The sequence below is a fragment of the Pseudophaeobacter flagellatus genome (genome assembly GCF_021228235.1).
Classification (GTDB): Bacteria; Pseudomonadota; Alphaproteobacteria; order Rhodobacterales; family Rhodobacteraceae; genus Pseudophaeobacter; species Pseudophaeobacter flagellatus.
Genome location: NZ_JAJQRG010000003.1, coordinates 145,623 through 166,287 on the forward strand (window position 1 = coordinate 145,623; position 20,665 = coordinate 166,287).

A 20,665-nucleotide genomic window follows, 5' to 3' on the forward strand; every position below is an offset into this window, starting at 1 on the left:
AAGCTGCCATTGATGGCTGGCAGTAGGGGCGGGCCAATCGACAATCAGTGATCTGTGGTTTTCCATTTGTCTGGGGTCACATAGACGATGCTATCATCAACACTGACCATCACCTCGCCGTCCTGAATATTGACCTGCAGCCGCATTGAACGACTTGCCAGTTTTTCCAGGTTGCGGGTGTCGGTCTCTGAAAAATTGATAACTTGAAGGTTATCAAACCGAGTGGTGCTGTTTTTGATCTTCTCCCACCACATTTCAGCGGTTTTTCCGCCGTAGCAATAGATAATCACCTCGTTGGCCTTGCCGCAGGACTGGCGCACGATCTTCTCACTTGGCAGGCCTAACGCCACCCACAATTCAAGCTCGCCACTCAGGCTTTTTTGCCAAATGTCCGGTTCGTCATCCGTTGACAGGCCGCGTGTCAGTTCCAATTGCTCGTGGGCATTCAGCGCAAAAGCGAGAAGGCGCACCATTAGCCGTTCGTCCGTCTCGGACGGGTGTTTGGCAACGGTCAGTTTATGGGTCTCATAATAGTGACGGTCCATATCGCAAACGGAGAGTTCAACTTTATATATGGTGGATTTTTGCGCCATGGTCTGTCCCAAATTTGCGAAGATAGGGATGCCTAGTGCGTCTGGTGGCTTTGTGAAAGCAGATAAATGATAGGATCGGCAGAGGGGGTGAAATAAGCCCTGCTAGCTGTCGCGCTTGTCGCGGCAGATAATATGCGCATTCTCCGGGTTTACCTTCTTGCGGGGGGGGCGGTGGGCTGGGCTAGCAGGCCCCTGCCAGGCCCGTATCATGCCCCGCGCCCAAGTGATGCGGCAGCGATGGGGTTTCGTTCGAATGGCATCGCTGCCATCTAGGTGCAGCCTAGGCCACCATGTTCTGGAAAATCATCAATGTGCCGCCTTACTGTCAGTCGGCGCTTCGTCGCGGTCATACATACCATAGTCCCGGATGACACTGGCGATGCACAGGCGATAGTTGGCAAAAACGCCGTCTCGTCCCTGCGACTGCGCAGCGCGATGCGCGTTAAGATTGCGCCAGCGTGCAATTGCGGCTTCATCCTCGAAAAACGACAGGGACAGGATCTTATCCGCATTGGTCAGGCTCTGGAACCGCTCGACTGAGATGAAGCCTTCGATCTCGTCCAGCATTGGGCGCATCTTGGCAGCGATGTCTAGATAATCGCTTTTGCGACCCTGCGCCGGTTCAACCTCAAATATGACTGCAATCATCTGGCCGCACCGGGTCCGTGTGGCGTTGATACGCACTTCAGGAATGTCCTGTCTTCGCGCAGCAGGAACTTTTCTTTCTGCGCGAATTCGTAGTTTTCCCGTCCGAGCGGGTCCGCTGCAAGACGCGCCCGGTAGGCTTCATAGTCTGCAAGGCTCGCCAGGTTGTAGATTCCATAGGCCAGCGTCGAAGATCCTTCATGGGGGGCGTAGTATCCGATCAGATCAGCGCCACAGCGGGGGATGGCCTGCCCCCAGTTTTTTGCGTATTGCGCAAATTGGGCCTTTTTTGTTGGGTCGATGTGGTAGCGAATTACACAGGTTAGCATGGGTGTCTCTTTCATAGGTATCGTGCCACCACGTTAGCCGATTGCATTGGCTGGATGCTTCGACTAGGGTCGAAGTATGAAGGAAGGTCCAGATATTGCCCAGGTCGCCACATTGATCGGCGACCCCGCGCGCGCCAACATGTTGACCGCCCTGATGAGCGGGAAGGCCCTGACGGTGAGCGAACTGGCGCAAGAGGCCGGTGTTACCATCCAGACGGCCAGTTCGCATTTGTCAAAACTTGATTCGGGCGGGCTGCTACGCCCGCGCAAGCAGGGGCGACACAAGTATTTTTCGCTTGCCAGTGATGACGTTGCCCATGTTTTAGAGGGGCTGATGGGGCTGGCGGCCGGTGCCGGGCATCTACGGAAACGCACGGGTCCGAAGGACGCGGAACTGCGCAAGGCGCGGGTTTGCTATAACCATCTCGCCGGAGACATGGGGACGCAGATGTTTGATAGTCTGATCGCTCAGGGACATCTTGTTCTGGAGGGCCCAGACTTGGCTCTGACCCAGTCGGGGCTGGCTTTTGTATCAGATTTTGAGATTGACGCAGCAGCGTTACAGCAGGCGCGTGCTCCGCTCTGCCGAGAATGCCTGGACTGGAGCGCGCGACGGTCGCATCTGGCGGGTAGCCTTGGCCGCGCGTTCCTTACCCGGTTTGAAGACCTGACCTGGGCTAAACGCGATCAAAAAACCCGTATCGTATCCTTTTCGGACTCTGGGGCTGCCGCCTTCCATCGCCTGTTTCCGACCGCTAGCACCTAGCGCTACCAGTCCAGTGGTGCTGGCGCAGCGCAGACAGCCCCAGCACACGCGGCTCGACTCCCCCTGAAAATTCCCGGAGCCACAGAAAAATCACGGCAAACCCTGCTGCTCTATGCTTAGCGTATATAGACTAATGCGTTGAAAATTATGTAAAAAGTGGTGCGTTCAAGTGTGGCACCGATGATGGTTTCGTGTGGCTGATCGTACCATTCTGATTTTGTGTTATTTTTGGGTCGTGCGCTCAACTTGCCATTGGTCTCCAGGCGTTTTGCGATCGCTCCCATAGGAGCTGCATTCAGTCACGGGGGGGCATGGCCGACCATCTGATCCTTCGGTTTTTCGCAAACGAGCTTGGTTGGGCTTGACGCCAAACCGGCGGGACGGGCTGAATGGGGGAAAACCGATGGAGTAGGGGCGCGGCCCGGTAGTGCTCGAATGGGGTGCTGGAACTTGGTGCAAAAAAAGTGCTACACGGCGCCGTCGGTGCTGCATTCTGTAGCACTGCACTCAAAAACGGGGCTAAATCGGGCCGAAACGAGGAAAACGCGCAAAATGGCGAAACCAGAAAATCGAGAAAAAACAGGATTTTCCGATGTTCGGCGCGCTGCCCGCCTCTCCATTGCACCCATGATGGATGGGGTGGTGCGCTTCTGAAAGCGCTTATTTTATTCCGGTTCCGTAATTCAGTTTCCATATCATGATTCACGCTTGAGCGTCGCAAGAAATACCATGCAATTTTGTGGCCGATGTCAAAAGCACAGGCAAATTGTGGGTTGGTGACCAACGCTTAAATGGTAGCTTGCCGATATGAGCTTTATAGATCCAAACGCCAAGAGCCGAAGCGCCCGGCGCCGCAGCATGATCGGGTGGCTGGCGGCTGTGGCTGCGGGTGTCCTTACCTTGGCGGCGGTTCAGCGCAATATCCAATTCAACGAACTGGAGAAGGAAAGCGCTGAACTTCACCGGCTGGCTTCGCTTCGGGCCGGTCAGCATGACGCCCATCTTACGGCTTTGTCAGCCATTGCCGTTGCCAGCGCAGGGCTGCGGCCGGATCTTTTTCTTGATGTTGCGGCCACAATCTCGCGGTTCTATCCACGTATCGACGAGGTGCAACTGGTGCCGCTTGATCTTTCGGGCGGGGCTGTTGGCTCTGAACCTTTGCCCCCGGATACCGAGGCAATGATCCGTGCCACGGCGGGACGGTCTACCGGGTTGCCAGAGATTTTGGCTCACCCGTCGCGCAAAGAGCATTATCTTCTGGTCAAGCGCAGTCCAAATTCCAGCGACGCAATCTACGCCCTTGCTCTTGGAATTGATGCGACACAGCTGGTAGGGAGTGACGCTGAATTCTGGTCAAAAGACTCCGTCCATGCGCGGCTTTCTTTGCCTGAGGGGGCCGGTCTTGGTTCCGCAGTCGAGGAAACCCCTGCACAATTTGCGAAGCCACTTGAAAGCATGTCCCAGCCGCTTTTGCTGGAAACCTCCCGGCAGACCCGGTTGGCGGATTTGCTTCCGCCCACGCAGGTTGCGGTTGTCATTCTGTTGGTCAGCCTGATCTATTATTCTGCGCGCGCCCTTGTTTTGCAGCGGGTTCGGGTGCGCACCGCCGAGCACGAGGCCGAAATGCGGCGGATGGAAGCGCAATTGACCCATGCCGCGCGGGTGAATGCGATGGGTGAAATGGCCAGCGGTATGGCTCATGAACTCACCCAGCCCCTGACAGCCATCCTGGCCCAGGCGCAGGCCGGGCGGCGGTTGTTGGCGCGTGGGGATTCGGAGGCCGTTGATCGGGCTCTTGCCGACATCGGTTCGCAAGCCAAGCGCGCTTCGGCGATCCTTGAGCGATTGCGCAATTGGTCGCGTCCCCAGCGGGGGCCAGTCGAGCAGAAGGATTTGCGCATAGCCATGAGGAACGTAGAGGCGCTTCTTGGCTCCGAAGCTGAAAAGCGGGGGGGCTTGCTGCATTTTGATGTGCCGGGGTGCGCAGTCGAGGTCCTGGCCGATCAGGTCGAAATGGAACAGGTTCTGCACAACCTCATCAGAAATGCGTTCGAGGCGCTCGAGGGGCAGGCGGGTGGTGTAGTCAATGTTGTTGCATCGGTCACCTTGGGCAATGTCATTCTGGAAGTCGTCGACAACGGCCCCGGAATTGATGAAGCCCTGCGGCCAGGTCTGTTCACCCCGTTCATGACGACGCGGGAGAATGGTACGGGCCTCGGGCTGGCGCTTTGCCAAAGGCTGGTCGAACGTGCCGGTGGAGAGATTTCCTATCAGGAGACCGCCATCGGTGCCAAATTCCGTATTGTTCTGCCGTTGAGCGGACAACCAAGGGAGGCGGCGCAATGAGCCATCCCGTCTACTTGGTTGATGATGACGAAGCCGTTCGGTGCGCCCTGAGACTGCTGCTTTCGACGGTTGATATTGATGTCATCACCTTTTCCGATCCGCAGTCTTTTCTGGCGCAGCTTGGCGGACTTGCTCCGGGATGCCTGATCCTCGATATCCGAATGCCCCTGATTTCCGGTCTAAAGCTTCAAGAGAAATTGGCGGAAAAAGGAGTGGACTGGCCCACCGTCATCATTTCCGGGCATGGCGATATCGAGGCCTGCAGACGTGCGTTTCGCAATGGCGCCGTGGACTTCCTGTCAAAACCGGTGGACGAACAAGACCTGATCGACGCAATCCAGAAAGGCAGTGACGCCCTGGAAATGCAGTTGCGGGCCGATCTGGAGCAAGCCGAGGCCCGCAATCTTCTTGCGACGCTGACGGTGCGGGAGAGCGAAGTGCTGGACCGGATCGCCCAAGGGTTTACCACCAAGCAGATCGCCGAAGGGCTTGGGCTGTCGCCGCGGACCGTTGAAAGCCACCGTGCTGCAATCGGGGCCAAGCTGGGCACCACCTCGCAGGCGGAAATGACAAGGGCGTGGATCGAAGGGGGCGTTTCTCCGTAGAACTACGGAGAGGGCGGGGAACCCTACGAATTTTGCGGGTCCGTTTTGGATCTTAAACAGTCTTCATCAATCATGAGGAGACAAACATGATCCGCAAACTGACCCTTGCTGCTGCTTTTCTGGCTCCAGTTTCCGTTGCTGCCCAAGAGCTGCCGACCGCGCCTTATCTGCCGCTTGAACTGGCCACCCAGGCCGCCCAGACTGCCCTCGCGGCCTGTGCCGCTGATGGTTACAAAATCAGCGTTGCCATTGTTGCCCGGGATGGCGCGACCAAGGTGCATCTGAAGGCCGACAATTCCGGCCCCCACACTGTGGGCAGCGCCCAGGGTAAAGCGTTTACTTCGGCCTCAATGGGGCGTGACACTGCAGGTTTGGCCAGTTTTATTGGCGAGAACCCGCAGCATGATGGCCTGCGCTATATGGACAGCCGTATCGTCATCCAGGGCGGTGGTCTGCCCATCAAGATCGGTGGCGCGCTGGTTGGCGGCATCGGGGTAGGTGGCGCTCCTGGCGGCCACCTTGACGAAGCCTGCGCACGCGCCGGGCTGGATGCAATCGGCGCCGAATGATCGGAGAGCAGCCTGCCGCTCTGGTAGCAGGCTGCTCTTAGGACAGAGAGGTCTGATATGATGAAATGTGTTCTGGCTCTGCTCCTGAGCGTCTTTTCAGCTTCGGCGCAGGCGCAGACTGCTCCCTCAGGGGCCGAGATCGCCAGCTATCGGGGATTGCATCGCACCGCCCATACTGGAGATCTTGAGGCGTTCTGTGATAGTTCCCATGGGAGTTCCTTTCAGTCACGGGTTTTCCATGGCCGGGACATCTGATCGTTCGGTTTTTTCGGAAGCGGGTTTGATTGGGGTTGAATCCCAAACCGGGGGCGATTGGGCTGAATGGGGGAAAACCAATGGGGTAGGATTGTTGCCCGGCAGCGCATAATTTGGAGTGCTGGAACTCAGGCGGAAAAAAGTGCTACACGGCGCCGTCGGTGCTACATTCTGTAGCACTGCACTCAAAAACGGGGCTAAATCGAGCCGAAACGGGGATAACGCACAAAATGGCGAATCCAAATAATCAAGAAAAATCAGGATTTTCCGACGTGCGGCGGGCTGCACGCCTATCCATTGCGCCCATGATGGATTGGACCGACCGCCATTGTCGGTATCTGCATCGTTTGCTCAGTCAGGAGGCGCTGCTTTATACTGAAATGGTGACCGCGCCTGCTCTGGTACGTGGTGGGGCGCTGCATTTGCTGGATCACAGCCCCGAAGAACACCCGGTTGCGTTGCAGCTTGGCGGCTCGGAGCCGGCAGAACTGGCGCGGGCGGCAGAGCTTGGCGGCGCGGCGGGCTATGATGAGATCAACCTCAATTGCGGCTGCCCCAGTGATCGGGTGCAGTCCGGCGCCTTTGGGGCAATCCTGATGCAAAGCCCGGATCTGGTCGCCGAGGCGGTTGCGGCCATGCGCGCCAAGGTTGGCGTGGAGGTCACGGTTAAATGCCGCATCGGTGTCGATACACAAGAGCCGCGCGAAATTCTGCCGACGTTTCTGGAGAAGATCCGCGCAGCTGGCTGCCAGCGGGTCACCATCCATGCCCGCAAGGCCTGGCTGAAAGGGCTGTCGCCAAAGGAAAATCGCGATGTGCCGCCGCTGGACTATGATTTGGTGCACGCGATGAAGGCGGCTTTTCCGGATCTGCATATTTCGCTGAATGGCGGTATTGATACGCTAGACAGTGCGTTGGAACATCTTGAGCGGGGGCTGGACGGGGTCATGGTTGGCCGCGCGGCCTACCATCAGCCGACAGATATCCTGGCGGCGGCGGATGTGCGGATCTTTGGCACTGGCGCGGTGCGGGATCCTTTTGATGTGGTAATGCAGATGCTGCCCTATATCGAGAGCCAGATGGCGCAGGGCGCCCGGCTGCACCAGATCACCCGGCATATGCTTGGCCTGTTTGCAGGCCGCCCTGGTGCGCGGGCCTGGCGCCGTGTCTTGTCCGAAGGGGCCAGCCGTCCGAGTGCGGGCCCTGATCTGGTGCTACAGGCGCTGTCACAGGTGCAGCAGGTGCCTCAGCCGGTGTTTTCCGCCAGCTAAAGGCCAGGGTTTGCGGGGGGATGCCTACCTAGCGTTTAAGCCGGGCGGCGCGCCCGCCACGACGCTTGTTCAGCAGCGAGGCGCGCTGCGGCAGATCCGCCATGACTGCCGCCCGCGCCGATGCGGAGAGCTTGGACCATTTGGTGATTTCTTCGATCGAGCGGTAACAGCCGGTGCAGATGCGGGCCTCGGGGTGGACCACACAGATATTGATGCAAGGCGATTGGATTTCATCGCGCTGCCAGACGTTTTTGCCGTTCTCTTCAGCCATTTTTCAGATGCCTCATGCGATCCAATGCGCCCTGCAGAATATATGAGGCGGCGACATGGTCAATCACCTCGGCCCGGCGCTTGCGGGAGGTATCGGCCTCTAGCAGGGCACGTTCGGCGGCAACCGTGCTGAGCCGTTCATCCCAAAACCCGATGGGCAGCTCGGTCAGCCGCGATAGATTGCGGGCAAAGGCGCGGGTTTTCTGGCAGCGTGGCCCTTCGCTGCCGTCCATATTCCGCGGCAGCCCCAGAACCAGCCCACCGACTTCGCGTTTGGCGGTGATTTCGAACAGGCGCTCGGCATCGAGGGTGAATTTCTTGCGGCGGATGGTTTCCAGCGGCGTGGCGACGGTGCCCATCCGATCGGAAATGGCAACGCCTACGGTTTTGTCCCCAAAATCCAGCCCCGCCAGCGCGCTGAAGCCAGGCAGGACAGAGGCGAACTCTTCGAAATCGTCGTAGATCATGGGTTTAGCCCTGCCTGGCTGGCGGCAGCCTTCAACTGCGCCAGCGCGGTTTCGTCTTCTGCAAAGCGGGTCTTTGCCTCGCTGTAGATGGCGGCGGCGCGGGTGCCCTCGCCCAGAACGCCAAGTGCGCCAATCAGCTGCGCCCATTCTGCGGCGCTACCGCCTTCGGTGGCCAGACGGTCCGACAGGCGCGCAACCATGCCGCGGATCATTTCCTGGCGGTCCTGGCTGCCCATCTCTTGGGCGGCCTCTATGTCATCGGCGCTGGGGCCGACCACGGTAGGGGCCACAGCTGCGGGGCCAGCCGCAGGGGAAATGGGGCTGTATTCCACCCCGGCGCGAAAGGCGAGTTCTTCGATTTGGGACTCGATGCCAGTGATCCAAGGCGCACCCTTTGGCCCCATCCGCAGGGTGTCGGCCCAGATCCGATAGCCAATATCAGGCCGGTTCAGCTGCCCCTGCAGCAGGCCATAGTAATAGCGGGCCGGGCCGTTCTGCGGATCCAGCTGCAGTGTCCGGTCCAGCAGCTCTTCCGCCTCGGGAGAGACATAGCCACCAGCGGCCATGATCATCAACTCGGCCAATTCGCCATAGTCTTTGGGGTCCAAATCGCCGTTCATGATCCTGATGTAGGTCTCTTTTGCCTGATAGGCAGCGATAAAGTTGCCCAGGTTGGCTTCGTGCTGGGCCAAAAGCGCCTGTCCCTGGGCGTCCTGCGGACGTTTGGCGGCGGTCTGGCGCAGCTGCTCTACCAGTTCGGCATAGCCGGGTTCGATCTCTTGCGGTGGCAGTGGTGGGATCTCGCTTTCCATCTCGGTCTGACTGGGGCGGTTTTGGGCATAGATATCGGCGGCCTGGATGCGGGCCTGCAGCCCCATGTCGCCATAGCCCGGTGCCCCGAGCTGCCAATAGAGCCCGATGGTGCCGAGCAGCAGGACGGCGCCGCTCAGCACCACTGCGATCCCGCTTAGTGCTTTGGGCTGGGTGCCGCCCTGTGCCTGCTGCTGCAGTTGGGCATCGGCGGCAAGGATCCGGCGCGAGACCTCGGTCCGGATCCGCTGGGCATCGGATTCATTGATCACCCCGCGCTGAAGATCCTTGTCCACGTCGCTCAGTTGTTGGCGATAGACGCGCAGATCATAGGCAGCGGGTGGCTCATCCAGCGCATGGGCGCGCAACAAGACCAATCCCAGAAGGGCGGTCACCGCCAGCGCCACAAAGGAAATCAGGATCCAGAATACCATAGTCACTCCGCTTGTTTTCTTGCCGCCTTTTGCGCCCGGGCGCGCCTCTTCGCAGCTTCTTTTCCATCTATAGGCGCGGGGCGCGGGAAAAAAGGGCTAACTGAGGGGCTGCGCGCTCCTGTCCCAACAGGGAGGCGGCGTGCGGGGCGGGGTTCTGGCGCGCGGGCATGTCGCATGCATGCAAAAATGCGACGATAAACGGCGCAGGGTAGGCTAACCTCTGGGGCATACCTGAGACCAGTCACGAACCATCGGATTCGCTCATGAAACGCTATTCAGCCTTTGCTGTCGCGCGGGAAGCCCTGCGCTATCATACCGGATGGGAGCGCGCCTGGCGCTCGCCGGAACCCAAACGCCACTACGATGTGATCATCGTAGGCGCTGGCGGCCATGGTCTGGCCACCGCCTATTATCTTGGCAAGAACTTTGGCATCACCAATGTTGCGGTGATCGAAAAGGGCTGGCTTGGCGGCGGCAATACGGGTCGCAATACCACCATCATCCGCTCTAACTATCTGCAGGATCCGTCGGCGGCGATCTACGAGAAAGCCCGTAGCCTGTATGAAACCATGTCGCAGGATCTGAACTATAACGTCATGTTCAGCCCGCGCGGCGTGATGATGCTGGCGCAGACCGAGCATGAAATCCGCGGTTACAAGCGCACCGCGCACGCCAATGCGCTGCAGGGGGTTCAGACCGAATGGATCGAACCTGCGCGGGTCAAGGAATTGGTGCCAATCATCAATCTGCACGGGCCGCGCTATCCGGTGTTGGGGGCGCTCTGGCAGGAACGCGCCGGCACCGCCCGTCACGATGCGGTGGCCTGGGGCTATGCCCGTGCCTGTTCCGACATGGGCATGGATATCATCCAGCAGTGCGAAGTTACCGGCGTGCGTGTCGAAAACGGCCGGGTTGCCGGGGTTGAGACCTCTAAGGGGGCGATCGACTGCGAAAAGATGGGCATGTTGGTTGCGGGCAACGCCTCGCATCTGGCTGATATGGCGGGCTTCCGGCTGCCGATGGAATCGGTTGCCCTGCAGGCGCTGGTGTCAGAGCCGATCAAACCCTGCATGGATGTGGTCGTGATGGCCAATACCGTGCATGGTTATATGTCCCAGTCCGACAAGGGCGAGATGGTGATTGGCGGCGGCACCGATGCTGCCAACAACTACACCCAGCGTGGCAGCTTCCATCATATCGAAGAAACCGTACGCGCCTTGGTGGAAACCTTCCCTATGGTGTCGCGTCTGAAGATGCTGCGCCAGTGGGGCGGCATTGTGGATGTGACCGGTGATCGCTCGCCGCTGATCTCCAAAACGCCAGTGGACAACTGCTTTATCAACTGCGGCTGGGGCACCGGCGGGTTCAAATCCATTCCCGGTTCTGGCTGGGCCATGGCAGAGCTGATGGCCACAGGTCATTCGCCGCTGACCGAAGAGTTCAGTATGAACCGCTTCAAGGAAGGCAAGTTCATCGACGAGAGCGTCGCCGCTGGTGTGGCGCACTAGCGCTGCAAAATTCAAAAGGACGGAGTAAGCACAATGCTGATCCTTGAATGCCCCTACTGCGGTGTCAAAGCCGAAGAAACTGAACTGGCCGCCGGTGGCGAAGCGCATCTGAAGCGCTTTGGCCCCGGCTCGGATGAGGATCAGTTTCATGACTATCTGTTCATGCGTGAAAATCCCAAGGGCGTTCATTTTGAACGCTGGCGCCATGCCAATGGCTGCGGCAAGTGGTTCCACGCCGCGCGCTGCACCACCACGCTAGAGGTCTTTGGCACCTATAGCGCCCAGACCTATGAACCGCCGCAAGAGATCAAGGACAAGGTCACTGCCAAACGCCCCGGCTGGAGCTGGCGCGAGTTTTCGGACGGTGCCAAATGATCCGCCTCGCTGACACACACGCCTTTATTTTGAAAGGTCAGACCACATGAGCATGCGTCTCGCCAAACAGGGCCGGCTGATTGACCGGTCCAAACAGATCGAGTTCACCTTTAACGGTAAACGGATGCAGGGCTACGCGGGCGATAGTCTCGCCTCGGCATTGCTGGCCAATGATCAGATGATGATGGGCCGGTCGTTCAAATATCACCGCCCGCGCGGCGTTGTTGCCTCTGGCTCGGAAGAGCCAAACGCGCTGATGCAGCTGGGGACGGGGGATCGCTATGAACCCAACCAGCGCGCCACCACGACCGAGCTGTTTTCTGGGCTGAGCGCGCAGTCGCAGAACCACTGGCCCAGCCTTGAATTTGACGTGCTGGCGATCAACAACAAGCTGACCCGGTTTTTGACCGCTGGCTTTTACTATAAGATGTTCATCCATCCGCGCCCCTTCTGGAAACACGTCTATGAGCCGATCATTCGCAAATCTGCCGGTCTTGGTCAGGCGCCAGACGCCGAGCTGAAGGATGCCGACAGCTACGAGCACTTCTACTTCTTTGCGGATGTGGTGGTGATTGGTGGCGGTGTTGCTGGCCTGCAGGCGGCCAAGGCGGCTGCGCTTAGTGGTGCCAAGGTGCTGGTGCTGGAACAGAACAACCACTGGGGCGGACGTGCGCCGGTGGATGGCGGCCGCATTGATGGAGAGACACCAGACGCCTGGGTCGAGAAAACCCTGGCAGAGCTGCGCGGCATGAAGAACGTCACCCTGCGCGACCGCTGCATGGGCGCGGGCGTCTATGACCACGGCTATGTGCTGGGCTATGAGCGGCTGACCGACCATGTGCCGGGGCAGGGTGGTCCACGCCACCGGCTGTGGCGCATTCGTGCGGCGCAGATTGTCACCGCGACTGGCGCGATTGAACGGCCGCTGTCTTTTGCCGGGAACGATGTGCCCGGGGTGATGCTGGCAGCCTCCATGCGTGACTATGTGGTCAACTGGGGCGTGACACCGGGCCAGCGCGTTGTCGTGGCCACCAATAATGATGATGCCTATCGTACCGCCCTGGCGCTGCATGAGGCTGGCGTTGAAGTGGTCCGCGTGATCGATGCGCGCGACACTGGTGGCGGGGCCTTGATGGAACAGGTCCGCGAAAAAGGCATCCGGGTCGAACTGGGGCGTGCCATAGCCCGTGTCAAGGATGGCCCGCGTGTCACCAAGGTCGCGATCTGCGCCCAGAACGGTGAAGGCGGCGCGCAGGAAGAGATCGAGGCAGATGCCGTCGCCATGTCGGGTGGCTGGTCGCCCGTGGTGCACCTGTGGTCGCACTGCGGTGGCAAGCTGACCTGGGACAAGGAACAGGCCTTTTTCCGCCCAGATTCCGCCCGCCCACCGCTTGGCGATAATGGTGCAGGCTTTGTGATTGCCGCTGGGTCCGCCAATGGCGCCCTGCAGCTGGATGCCGTTCTGGCAGATGCGACCCAGGCAGGGGCGCAGGCAGCAGAGGCCTCCGGCTACCCGGCCAAATCCATCCCAGCCCCCACAGGTGACAGCGAAAGCGAAACCCTGATGGAGCCAGTCTGGCTGATGCCCGCCAAGGCGGATATCAAGCTGCGGATGAAAACCTGGCTTGACTACCAGAACGACGTCAAGGTCTCGGATGTGCAGCTGGCAGCCCGCGAAGGCTATGAAAGCGTTGAACATACCAAACGTTACACCACGCTGGGCATGGCAACCGATCAGGGCAAGCTGTCCAATATCAACGGTCTGGCAATTCTGGCAGATAGCCTGGGCGCGGAAATTCCGCAGGTCGGCACCACCACTTTCCGTCCGCCTTATCATCCTATTTCCATGGGCGCGATTGGCGGCGAGGCCCGTGGCGAGATCTTCCAGCCGGTGCGTAAGACGCCGATCTATGACTGGAGCGACGCCAATGGTGCCGATTGGGAACCGGTCGGCCAGTGGCGCCGTCCTTTTGCCTATACCCGCGCCGGGGAAAGCCGCCATGATGCGGTGAACCGCGAGGTAAAGAACACCCGCGAAAACCTTGGTCTGCTGGATGCCTCCACTCTGGGCAAGTTGATCGTCAAAGGGCCGGATGCAGGCAAGTTCCTTGACATGCTGTATACGAACATGATGTCGACACTGAAGATCGGCAAATGTCGCTATGGTCTGATGTGTTCGGAAAATGGCTTCCTGATGGATGACGGTGTTGTTGTTCGCATAGATGAGGACACCTGGCTGTGCCACACCACCACTGGCGGTGCCGAAAGCATCCATGGCTGGATGGAAGAATGGCTACAGACCGAATGGTGGGACTGGAAAGTCTATGTTGCCAATGTGACCGAACAATATGCCCAGGTTGCCGTGGTTGGCCCCAATGCCCGCAAGGTCTTGGAAAAGCTGAACGCGCAGGCCGGTGGCGGATTGGATCTGTCGAAAGAGGCGCTGCCCTTCATGGAATGGCGCGAGGGCCAGATCGGCGGCTTTGATGCCCGGGCCTTCCGTATTTCCTTCTCGGGAGAGCTGTCCTACGAGATTGCGGTTGCCGCCTCGGAGGGTCAGGCGTTCTGGGATGCGCTGATGGAGGCAGGCGCTGAGTTCAATGTCATGCCCTATGGCACTGAAACCCTGCATATTTTGCGGGCGGAAAAGGGCTTTATCATGATCGGGGATGAAACCGACGGTACGGTCATTCCACAGGATCTGGGGCTGAACTGGGCGCTGTCGAAAAAGAAAGAGGACTACCTGGGCAAACGGGCGCAGCAGCGCTCGCATATGGTGGACCCGGATCGCTGGCAACTGGTGGGTTTGGAAACCACCGATGGGTCGGTGCTGCCCGATGGGGCCTATGCGCTTGGCAATGGTATCAATGCCAATGGCCAAAAGAATATGATCGGCCGGGTGACCTCGACCTATCATTCCGCCACGCTGGACCGCGGCATTGCGATGGGGCTGGTAAAACACGGACCCAAACGTATGGGCGAGGTGCTTGAGTTCCCCGGAACCGACGGCAAGGTCTATAGTGCAAAGATCGTCGATCCGGTCTTCTACGATAAGGAAGGGGAGAAGCAGAATGTCTAATCCTGTCACTGCCACCAATGGTGCCCAGTTCACCGGAATCGCAACTGTCGAAGACGCGGGCCTGCAGGGGATGATCACCCTGCGCGGTGATCTTTCCTCGCAGGTGCTGAAGGCTGCCGTCAAGGCCGCCAGCGGCGCTGAGCTGCCTGCCCAGGGCAAGATCTCGGTCGGGGAAGACGGCGCTGCGGCCTGGATGTCCCCGGATGAGCTGCTGATCCTGGTGCCCTATGCCGAGGCCGTCGCCAAAACCGCCGCGCTGGCAGAGGCCCTGAAGGGGGAGCATGCCCTGGCCGCCAATGTGTCGGATGCGCGCTCTTACTTCCGTATATCGGGGGCGGGCGCGCGTGAGGTGCTGGCCAAAATCAGCCCGGTTGATCTGTCGCCACAGGCCTTTACGCCAGGCGATTTCCGCCGCAGCCGCACCGCCCAGGTGGCGGCGGCCTTCTGGCTGGAAGACGGCGGCGAAGAAGACAGTTTCCGCCTTGTCTGCTTCCGTTCTGTTGGCGGCTATATGTTCCAGCTTTTGGCTGGTGCAGCCCATCCACAGTCTGCTGTGGGGGTCTATTGACCTGACGCTGCCCAACGCCTGGGCGGCAGCTGCTGTCTGGGGCTATCTGGGCGGTGAAGATGAAAACCCTGTGGTGCCGTCAAATCAAATTTGGCGGCACTCAGTTTTTGTAGTTTTGACAGTTCGCACAGTTTGACTGTCGGACCCTCGGCGCAGGGCTGATCACTGCGCAGGGGATGTAGCCTGCGCTGTTGGAGGCTTGCGGCGGCTTGGGATGGGCCGACCGTACAGTGCTACATGTTCAAAATGCAAATCTTTCCGGTTTTTTCTTTGCGTTGAATGCTTCCCATGCTAGTCAGCGAAAGACGGAGTTTCGGCATAGGATTTACCTTGGTCATCGGCAGGTGTTGTGCGATGACAGCTGCCTGGCTTCGCTTGGTTGATTGTTTATGGGTCGTATGAGCGTGTATTTACGCAGTCTATTTGTTGTTTTTCTGGCCCTGCTTAGTGGCCAATCCTCTGCTTCGGAAATCTATGTCTGCACCTTCAGGCCGCTGGGTGATGCCACAGGGCAGGTGGTGCGTAAAATCCCGCTGCGGGTCTCTATGCGCTTTTCCCGAAATGGCACTTCCGCCCGGGTCAAGGCAACGCGAGAGGGCAGCGCTTTCTTTGCGAATTTGGAACAACGCGGCGCAGGGTCTTATTTACTGGACTGGAGCATGGATCAGCACGCACAGACCCATAGCAGTGCGACGACGGGCAGTTTTCAGGATCGCTACAGGATTGTTTTGAACCTGAAGAATATGAAGGTCGCGCTGCAGTTGCTGACAAGTCTGTCGCACGATGAGGTTGCGCCGCGCGCCTTTGGGACCTGTTCTTTGGTCGAGCAGATGCCCCGGTCTTGGCGAAATTATTATGCGCCGTCTTAGGCGGCGTTGATCCGGCCCTGGCAGGGGCCCGTGTTGGCGCTGGTGCCAAACCGAGCCGCGCGCACAATCAGTCCTTGAACAAGAAGGTTGGAAACTGTGTCAAGGCGCGCTGTTGCGTTAGGGTGTCAAAGCCGGATGCCCGACCGTTATCTTCCAGGCAGGTGTCATAGAAGGACAGGCTATCGGCCAGCTCTTGCATGCGCTGCTGCCGGGTCTCCGCATCCAGAAAGGGGGCGTGGGTCGACAGGTAGAGGGCAGGTCGATGTGCTTTCAGCCAGGGCAGCAGGCTGGGCAGCACATCAAATTCTGCACCCTCAATATCCATTTTTACCAGCGAGACCTTGCTCAGATCGGTGGCATCGGAAAAATTTTTCCAGCCCAGGGTTATCACATCAGACCCATGGTCGCCGTCGGTCAACAGACTGGTCATGCTATCGCCGGCCTCGCCCCCAAAAGAGGCCATGCGGGCAATACCGACACCCTGGCTGAGCGCGACGGAAAAGGCGGAAACGTTCTGCACGCCGTTCAGCTCTAGATTCCACGCGAGATAGCGAAATGCCACTGGATCGGGTTCGAAGCAATAGACGCGGCGGGCGCGCGCGGCCCCATATAGGGTGGTTGGGCCGATCCAGGCCCCGATATCCAGATAATCCTGTTCCTTGTTCAGGTGGGCATCTAAAACCGCAAAGGTGTCCGGTTCCCATCTGCCGGCAGAGGCCTTGCGCCAGAATTTGGAATGATAGGGATCCAGCCGAAAGGGCAGCCCGTTGAGAGAACCGGCATAGTAGCCACGGGCGCGGTAGAACATCTTGCGCGCGGCCGTCCAGGTCTTGGCGATCATCTCGAATACCCTCATTTTTGCACATCGACCATGCGCGGTTTTCTTGTCTTGGCCCTTGACCTGCCTGCCGCCGCGCCGCATGTATCTGCACAGGAACGCAACACTTTTTATGACAGGGGTCCAATATGGCTTTTGAACTTCCCGATCTTCCTTATGCACATGACGCGCTGGCCGCCAAGGGCATGTCGGCAGAAACCCTGGAATACCACCACGATCTGCACCACAAGGCCTATGTCGACAACGGCAACAAGCTGATTGCCGGCACCGAATGGGACGGCAAGTCGCTGGAAGAGATCATCAAGGGCACCTATGACGCATCGTCTGTGGCGCAAAATGGTATCTTCAACAATATCTCTCAACTGTGGAACCACAACCAGTTCTGGGAAATGATGGGCCCCGGTGTATCCGCCATGCCTGGTGAGCTGGAAAAAGCACTTGTTGAAAGCTTTGGTTCGGTTGACGAATTCAAGTCGCAGTTCTCGGCTGCCGGCGCGGGCCAGTTCGGCTCTGGCTGGGCCTGGCTGGTGAAGAACGCTGACGGTTCGCTGGCGGTGACCAAGACCGAAAACGGTGTGAACCCACTGTGCTTTGATCAGACCGCGCTGTTGGGCTGTGACGTATGGGAACACTCTTACTACATCGATTTCCGCAATAAGCGCCCGGCTTACCTGACCAACTTCCTTGATAACCTGGTCAACTGGGAAAACGTTGCATCGCGTCTGGGCTAAGCCCAAGAGCGATCAGATTTGTGACGATAGCGCCCGGCCATTTGGTCGGGCGCTGTTGGTTTGGGGGGATCCTGACGAAAGTTGGGCGCAGCAAGAGGGCCGCTGGGATGACTGAAGCGACAAAGGGCGTTTTTGCCATGATTGCAGCCTGCTGCATCTGGGGCCTGTCGGGGCTGTTTTATAAGCAGTTGGCGCATGTGCCGCCCGAACAGGTGCTGTCGCATCGTATCCTGTGGTCGGGGGTGTTTTTTGCCTCTGTGCTGGCAGTGCAGGGGCGGCTGCCCCAGTTGATAGAAGTGCTGCGCGATTGGGCGAGGGTGCGGGTGCTGCTGCTGGCCACAGCGATGATTTCGCTGAACTGGTTCATCTTTATCACCTCGGTCCAGATAGAACGCGCCACCGAGGCCTCCTTGGGCTATTATATCTTCCCACTGGTGAGCGTGGTTCTGGGCCGTCTGTTTTTTGGCGAGCAGCTGAGCCGGGCGCAGATCCTGGCGTTTGGTCTGGCGGCGCTGGCCGTTGTGGTGCTGACCTATGGGCTGGGCGTCGCACCCTGGATCGCCCTGGTACTGGGGATAAGCTTTGCCATCTATGGTGTGATCAAGAAACGCCTCGATACCGGGCCGGTGGTCTCTGTCACCGCTGAGGTCATGTTGCTTTGTCCGCTTGCGCTTTTGGTGATTGTGGCGACGGGCGGCGGCGGTTTTCAAAACAGTTGGCATGATGCGGCGCTGATGATGGTTTCCGGCCCCTTGACGGGGATGCCGCTGATCCTGTTCAGCTTTGCGGCGCGGCGGGTGGCCCTGGGCAGCGTCGGAGTGTTGCAGTACCTCAATCCAACGCTGCAGGCCTTTGTGGCAACAGTGATTTTTGGTGAACTCTTCACCCCCTGGCACGGCGCGGCCTTTGGCTTGATCTGGGCGGCGGTGTTGATTTTCTCTTTCGGGGCGTTGCGGAAATCGCGTCTCAGCGCCCAAGAGACACAGCGCGCTGCCCTTTAGCCGTTCAGCAGGTCCAGCGCCTGTTCTGGGGTGTCGACCCAGTTGAGCAAGGCGCCCATGGAGGCGTCGGCAAAGCCCTGCGCCAGCATGTGATCGATCAGGTCGCGCAGCCTGTCCCAGTAGCCTTCGACATTCAGGATCACGATGGGTTTGTCATGCAGCCCCAGCTGGCGCCAGGTCAGGGCTTCGAACAGCTCATCCAGCGACCCGGGTCCGCCGGGCAGTACGATTACCGCATCGGCATTGTACAGCATTACCTTTTTGCGTTCGTGCATGGTTTCGGTGACGACATAGGTGCTGAGATCGGATTTCCCCACCTCGCGCTTGACAAGATGTTCGGGGATGACGCCAAATGTCTCGCCGCCGGCCTGTTGGGCGGCACGGGCGACCGTGCCCATCAGGCCGACATCTCCGGCGCCGTAAACCAGCCGCAACCCGCGTGCTGCGAGCAACGCTCCCAGAGTTTCGGCGGCGCTTGCATAGGCGGGCATTGCTCCGGATCGGGATCCGCAATACACACAGACGGATTTTATGCTCATGTCGGCGCCTTTCGCTGATATTTCAAGGGGAAACACCACTGGTGTTTTGACCCTTGATAGCGGGATTGATAGGCTGCCTCAACCGGGCGCGTGATGCGGGGCCGACATCTGGTATGTCGGAGGCGCTGAAGGAAGGAAAAAGATGGCTGAGACGGGTGTAACAGGCGGGCTGAGTGCCTCGGCGCTGGGGGGCATTGCCGCGACAGTTGTGGTGCTGGGCGGTGCTGCCATTCTGTGGCTGGGTGTTTTTGACCCCACGACAGAGGACGATCTAGCGGCAGAGCAGGGGATACCTGCGGGGCAGCCTGTGACGATCTCACCTTCCGCGCAGCCGCCAGCGGTGATCAAGGGGCTGTCTCAGCAGCCGGATCCGGCAGAACCTGCCGAGTCGGGGCAAGTCGCCACAGCACAGGGTACGACCACGGCGGCGGTGACTGCGTCGGAGGCGACCACAGCCCCAGAGGCCGTTGCCGAGACTGCCGCCGCGCTGTTTGACGCGCCGCAGCTTGATCTGGTGCGGGTCGATCCCACAGGCGATACCGTCATTGCCGGGCGCGCCGTTGCCGGGGGGCAGGTCGCCATTTTGCTGGACGGAGAGGTCCTGCAGCAGGTCGAGGTGCAGGCAGGCGGTGATTTTGTCGCGTTTGCCCAGATTCCGCCCAGCCATCAGGCGCGGGTCATTTCCCTGCGCGCCGAGTCCGCAGGGCAGCAACGCCTGTCAGACACCAGTTTTATTCTGGCACCCGCCAGCCCTGTTCCAGCCAGCGCTCCAGCCATCCCGGTTCCCGACACTGCGCCACAGCTGGCAGAATCCGAGACCGCATCAGGTGGTATGACCGGCAGCACAACGGGCGACATAACGGAGACCAGTATCGCTGCAAACCGTTCAGGCGAAACCTCTGATCCCAATGTCCGTGCGGATGCAGATGCTGGCTCTGTTCAGGGGGGCGCGATCCAGATCGCCGCTACATCGGGCTTGGCGCAGGCACCTGAAGGCATCGCAAGCACTGCACCCCAGACCGCCAGCCCATCGCAAGCCGCAGCTTTGGCCCCCGAACCCACAAGCCAGACCGCAGACACGCCCCCCGAACCAGCGCAACCAGAGGCCAGGGACGTGGCGGGGCAAGCGGCGGTGGCCGGGACAGAGCCAACGATGGCGGTTGAAACCCGGCCTGCGCCCCAGCCCCAGCCCGCCCAGGTGGCGGTTCTGCGGGCCGATGCGGAGGGCGTGACCCTGGTGCAACCCGCCACACAGCAGCCACAGGATAAGGTGGTGCTGGATACCATCAGTTATTCGGATAGCGGAGAGGTGCAGCTGGCAGGCCGCGCCCGTGCGGCGACCGAGGTGCGGGTTTATCTGGACAATAGCGCGGCAGGGGCCTTCACAGCAGCGCAAAACGGCACCTGGGCCGGGCGTCTGCTGGCGATCAGGCCGGGTGTCTATACGCTGCGCCTGGATGAAGTCAGTGCCGAAGGTGTAGTGCTCAGCCGTTTGGAAACACCCTTTAAACGCGAAGCCCCAGAGCGCTTGCAAGCACCGGCCAGCGAGGCTGGCATCAGTACAGAGACACCGCTGGTGCGGGCCGTTACCGTGCAGGAAGGCGATACGCTCTGGGCGATCTCGCAGGAACGCTACGGCAGCGGGTTCTTGTATGTGCGGGTGTTTGAGGCCAACCAGGCGGCCATTCGCGACCCGGACCTGATCTATCCCGGCCAGGTTTTTTCCATTCCCGACTGATAAGGCGCAGTGCCTTTCTCTGGGCCAGGGGGCGGCAGCGCAAGACCCCACCTGCCTGG

The 20,665-nt window shown here is 59.6% G+C and carries 21 protein-coding genes; 13 read left to right on the forward strand and 8 right to left on the reverse strand.

The features are described 5' to 3' along the window. Positions 1-44: 44 nt before the first annotated feature. The 3 genes from LRK71_RS07110 to LRK71_RS07120 all read right to left on the reverse strand — a co-directional run bounded on the left by LRK71_RS07110 (position 45) and on the right by LRK71_RS07120 (position 1,567). The gene (locus LRK71_RS07110) at positions 45-593 is read right to left on the reverse strand and encodes a YaeQ family protein (protein ID WP_232402181.1); all 549 of its coding nucleotides are present in this window, start codon (positions 591-593) and stop codon (positions 45-47) included. A gap of 306 nt (positions 594-899) precedes the next feature. Continuing rightward, positions 900-1,241, reverse strand: coding sequence for an antibiotic biosynthesis monooxygenase family protein (locus LRK71_RS07115; RefSeq protein WP_232402182.1), 342 nt, complete (start codon positions 1,239-1,241; stop codon positions 900-902). Then, positions 1,238-1,567, reverse strand: a complete 330-nt coding sequence (locus LRK71_RS07120) for an NIPSNAP family protein (protein WP_232402731.1) — start codon at positions 1,565-1,567, stop codon at positions 1,238-1,240. Before LRK71_RS07120 ends, LRK71_RS07115 begins: the two co-directional genes overlap by 4 nt. A gap of 76 nt (positions 1,568-1,643) precedes the next feature. Here LRK71_RS07120 and LRK71_RS07125 point away from each other — a divergent pair, with 76 nt between their 5' ends. From LRK71_RS07125 to dusA, 5 genes are all read left to right on the forward strand, one after another. Continuing rightward, complete coding sequence (locus LRK71_RS07125; protein WP_232402183.1) at positions 1,644-2,333, forward strand: ArsR/SmtB family transcription factor; 690 nt, start codon at positions 1,644-1,646, stop codon at positions 2,331-2,333. An 858-nt stretch (positions 2,334-3,191) separates the two neighbouring features. Then, positions 3,192-4,679: a sensor histidine kinase gene (locus tag LRK71_RS07130; RefSeq protein WP_232402185.1), complete on the forward strand. Its 1,488-nt coding sequence runs from the start codon at positions 3,192-3,194 to the stop codon at positions 4,677-4,679. Continuing rightward, positions 4,676-5,284 (forward strand): response regulator transcription factor, encoded by a 609-nt coding sequence (locus LRK71_RS07135; protein ID WP_232402186.1) that lies wholly within the window; start codon positions 4,676-4,678, stop codon positions 5,282-5,284. Before LRK71_RS07130 ends, LRK71_RS07135 begins: the two co-directional genes overlap by 4 nt. A gap of 86 nt (positions 5,285-5,370) precedes the next feature. Then, positions 5,371-5,853 (forward strand): GlcG/HbpS family heme-binding protein, encoded by a 483-nt coding sequence (locus tag LRK71_RS07140; RefSeq protein ID WP_232402187.1) that lies wholly within the window; start codon positions 5,371-5,373, stop codon positions 5,851-5,853. 485 nt (positions 5,854-6,338) lie between these two features. Then, the gene (gene dusA, locus LRK71_RS07145; protein ID WP_269751665.1) at positions 6,339-7,379 is read left to right on the forward strand and encodes a tRNA dihydrouridine(20/20a) synthase DusA; all 1,041 of its coding nucleotides are present in this window, start codon (positions 6,339-6,341) and stop codon (positions 7,377-7,379) included. Between the two features lie 28 nt (positions 7,380-7,407). Here the strand turns inward: dusA and LRK71_RS07150 are convergent, their stop codons facing one another. Genes LRK71_RS07150 through ccmI form a run of 3 tightly spaced genes read right to left on the reverse strand, consistent with a single transcriptional unit; the run spans position 7,408 to position 9,360 of the window. Continuing rightward, a complete protein-coding gene (locus LRK71_RS07150; RefSeq protein WP_232402188.1) occupies positions 7,408-7,650 on the reverse strand; it encodes a DUF1289 domain-containing protein in 243 nt (80 codons plus the stop codon). Then, positions 7,643-8,116 carry a Holliday junction resolvase RuvX gene (gene ruvX / locus LRK71_RS07155; protein ID WP_232402189.1) on the reverse strand — a complete coding sequence of 158 codons (474 nt, stop codon included), beginning with the start codon at positions 8,114-8,116 and terminating at the stop codon, positions 7,643-7,645. The genes LRK71_RS07150 and ruvX overlap by 8 nt, the downstream gene beginning before the upstream one ends. Further along, on the reverse strand, positions 8,113-9,360 hold the full coding sequence (gene ccmI / locus LRK71_RS07160; RefSeq protein ID WP_232402190.1) for a c-type cytochrome biogenesis protein CcmI: 1,248 nt from the start codon (positions 9,358-9,360) through the stop codon (positions 8,113-8,115). The genes ruvX and ccmI overlap by 4 nt, the downstream gene beginning before the upstream one ends. A gap of 263 nt (positions 9,361-9,623) precedes the next feature. Here ccmI and LRK71_RS07165 point away from each other — a divergent pair, with 263 nt between their 5' ends. From LRK71_RS07165 to LRK71_RS07185, 5 genes are all read left to right on the forward strand, one after another. Then, positions 9,624-10,868 carry a sarcosine oxidase subunit beta family protein gene (locus LRK71_RS07165; RefSeq protein WP_232402191.1) on the forward strand — a complete coding sequence of 415 codons (1,245 nt, stop codon included), beginning with the start codon at positions 9,624-9,626 and terminating at the stop codon, positions 10,866-10,868. A 33-nt stretch (positions 10,869-10,901) separates the two neighbouring features. After that, positions 10,902-11,243, forward strand: a complete 342-nt coding sequence (locus tag LRK71_RS07170) for a sarcosine oxidase subunit delta (RefSeq protein WP_232402192.1) — start codon at positions 10,902-10,904, stop codon at positions 11,241-11,243. A 46-nt stretch (positions 11,244-11,289) separates the two neighbouring features. Then, positions 11,290-14,322 (forward strand): sarcosine oxidase subunit alpha family protein, encoded by a 3,033-nt coding sequence (locus LRK71_RS07175; RefSeq protein ID WP_232402193.1) that lies wholly within the window; start codon positions 11,290-11,292, stop codon positions 14,320-14,322. Continuing rightward, the gene (locus LRK71_RS07180; protein WP_232402194.1) at positions 14,315-14,890 is read left to right on the forward strand and encodes a sarcosine oxidase subunit gamma; all 576 of its coding nucleotides are present in this window, start codon (positions 14,315-14,317) and stop codon (positions 14,888-14,890) included. Before LRK71_RS07175 ends, LRK71_RS07180 begins: the two co-directional genes overlap by 8 nt. Positions 14,891-15,294: 404 nt before the next feature. Beyond that, on the forward strand, positions 15,295-15,759 hold the full coding sequence (locus LRK71_RS07185; protein ID WP_232402195.1) for a hypothetical protein: 465 nt from the start codon (positions 15,295-15,297) through the stop codon (positions 15,757-15,759). A gap of 67 nt (positions 15,760-15,826) precedes the next feature. On the opposite strand, the gene LRK71_RS07190 is transcribed toward LRK71_RS07185, so the two are convergent. Beyond that, positions 15,827-16,600, reverse strand: a complete 774-nt coding sequence (locus tag LRK71_RS07190; protein WP_232402196.1) for an FkbM family methyltransferase — start codon at positions 16,598-16,600, stop codon at positions 15,827-15,829. Positions 16,601-16,725: 125 nt separating this feature from the next. Between LRK71_RS07190 and LRK71_RS07195 the strand changes: the two genes are divergently transcribed. Together LRK71_RS07195 and rarD are read left to right on the forward strand one after the other, a co-directional pair. Further along, complete coding sequence (locus LRK71_RS07195) at positions 16,726-17,328, forward strand: superoxide dismutase (RefSeq protein WP_232402198.1); 603 nt, start codon at positions 16,726-16,728, stop codon at positions 17,326-17,328. Between the two features lie 107 nt (positions 17,329-17,435). Then, a complete protein-coding gene (gene rarD / locus LRK71_RS07200; RefSeq protein ID WP_232402199.1) occupies positions 17,436-18,329 on the forward strand; it encodes an EamA family transporter RarD in 894 nt (297 codons plus the stop codon). Here rarD and LRK71_RS07205 read toward each other — a convergent pair. Next, entirely contained in the window at positions 18,326-18,868 is a 543-nt protein-coding gene (locus LRK71_RS07205; RefSeq protein ID WP_232402201.1) for an LOG family protein, read from the reverse strand. The two genes, rarD and LRK71_RS07205, sit on opposite strands and share 4 nt — an antisense overlap. Positions 18,869-19,010: 142 nt before the next feature. Here LRK71_RS07205 and LRK71_RS07210 point away from each other — a divergent pair, with 142 nt between their 5' ends. Next, the gene (locus LRK71_RS07210) at positions 19,011-20,606 is read left to right on the forward strand and encodes a LysM peptidoglycan-binding domain-containing protein (protein ID WP_232402203.1); all 1,596 of its coding nucleotides are present in this window, start codon (positions 19,011-19,013) and stop codon (positions 20,604-20,606) included. The last annotated feature ends 59 nt before the right edge of the window (positions 20,607-20,665 follow it).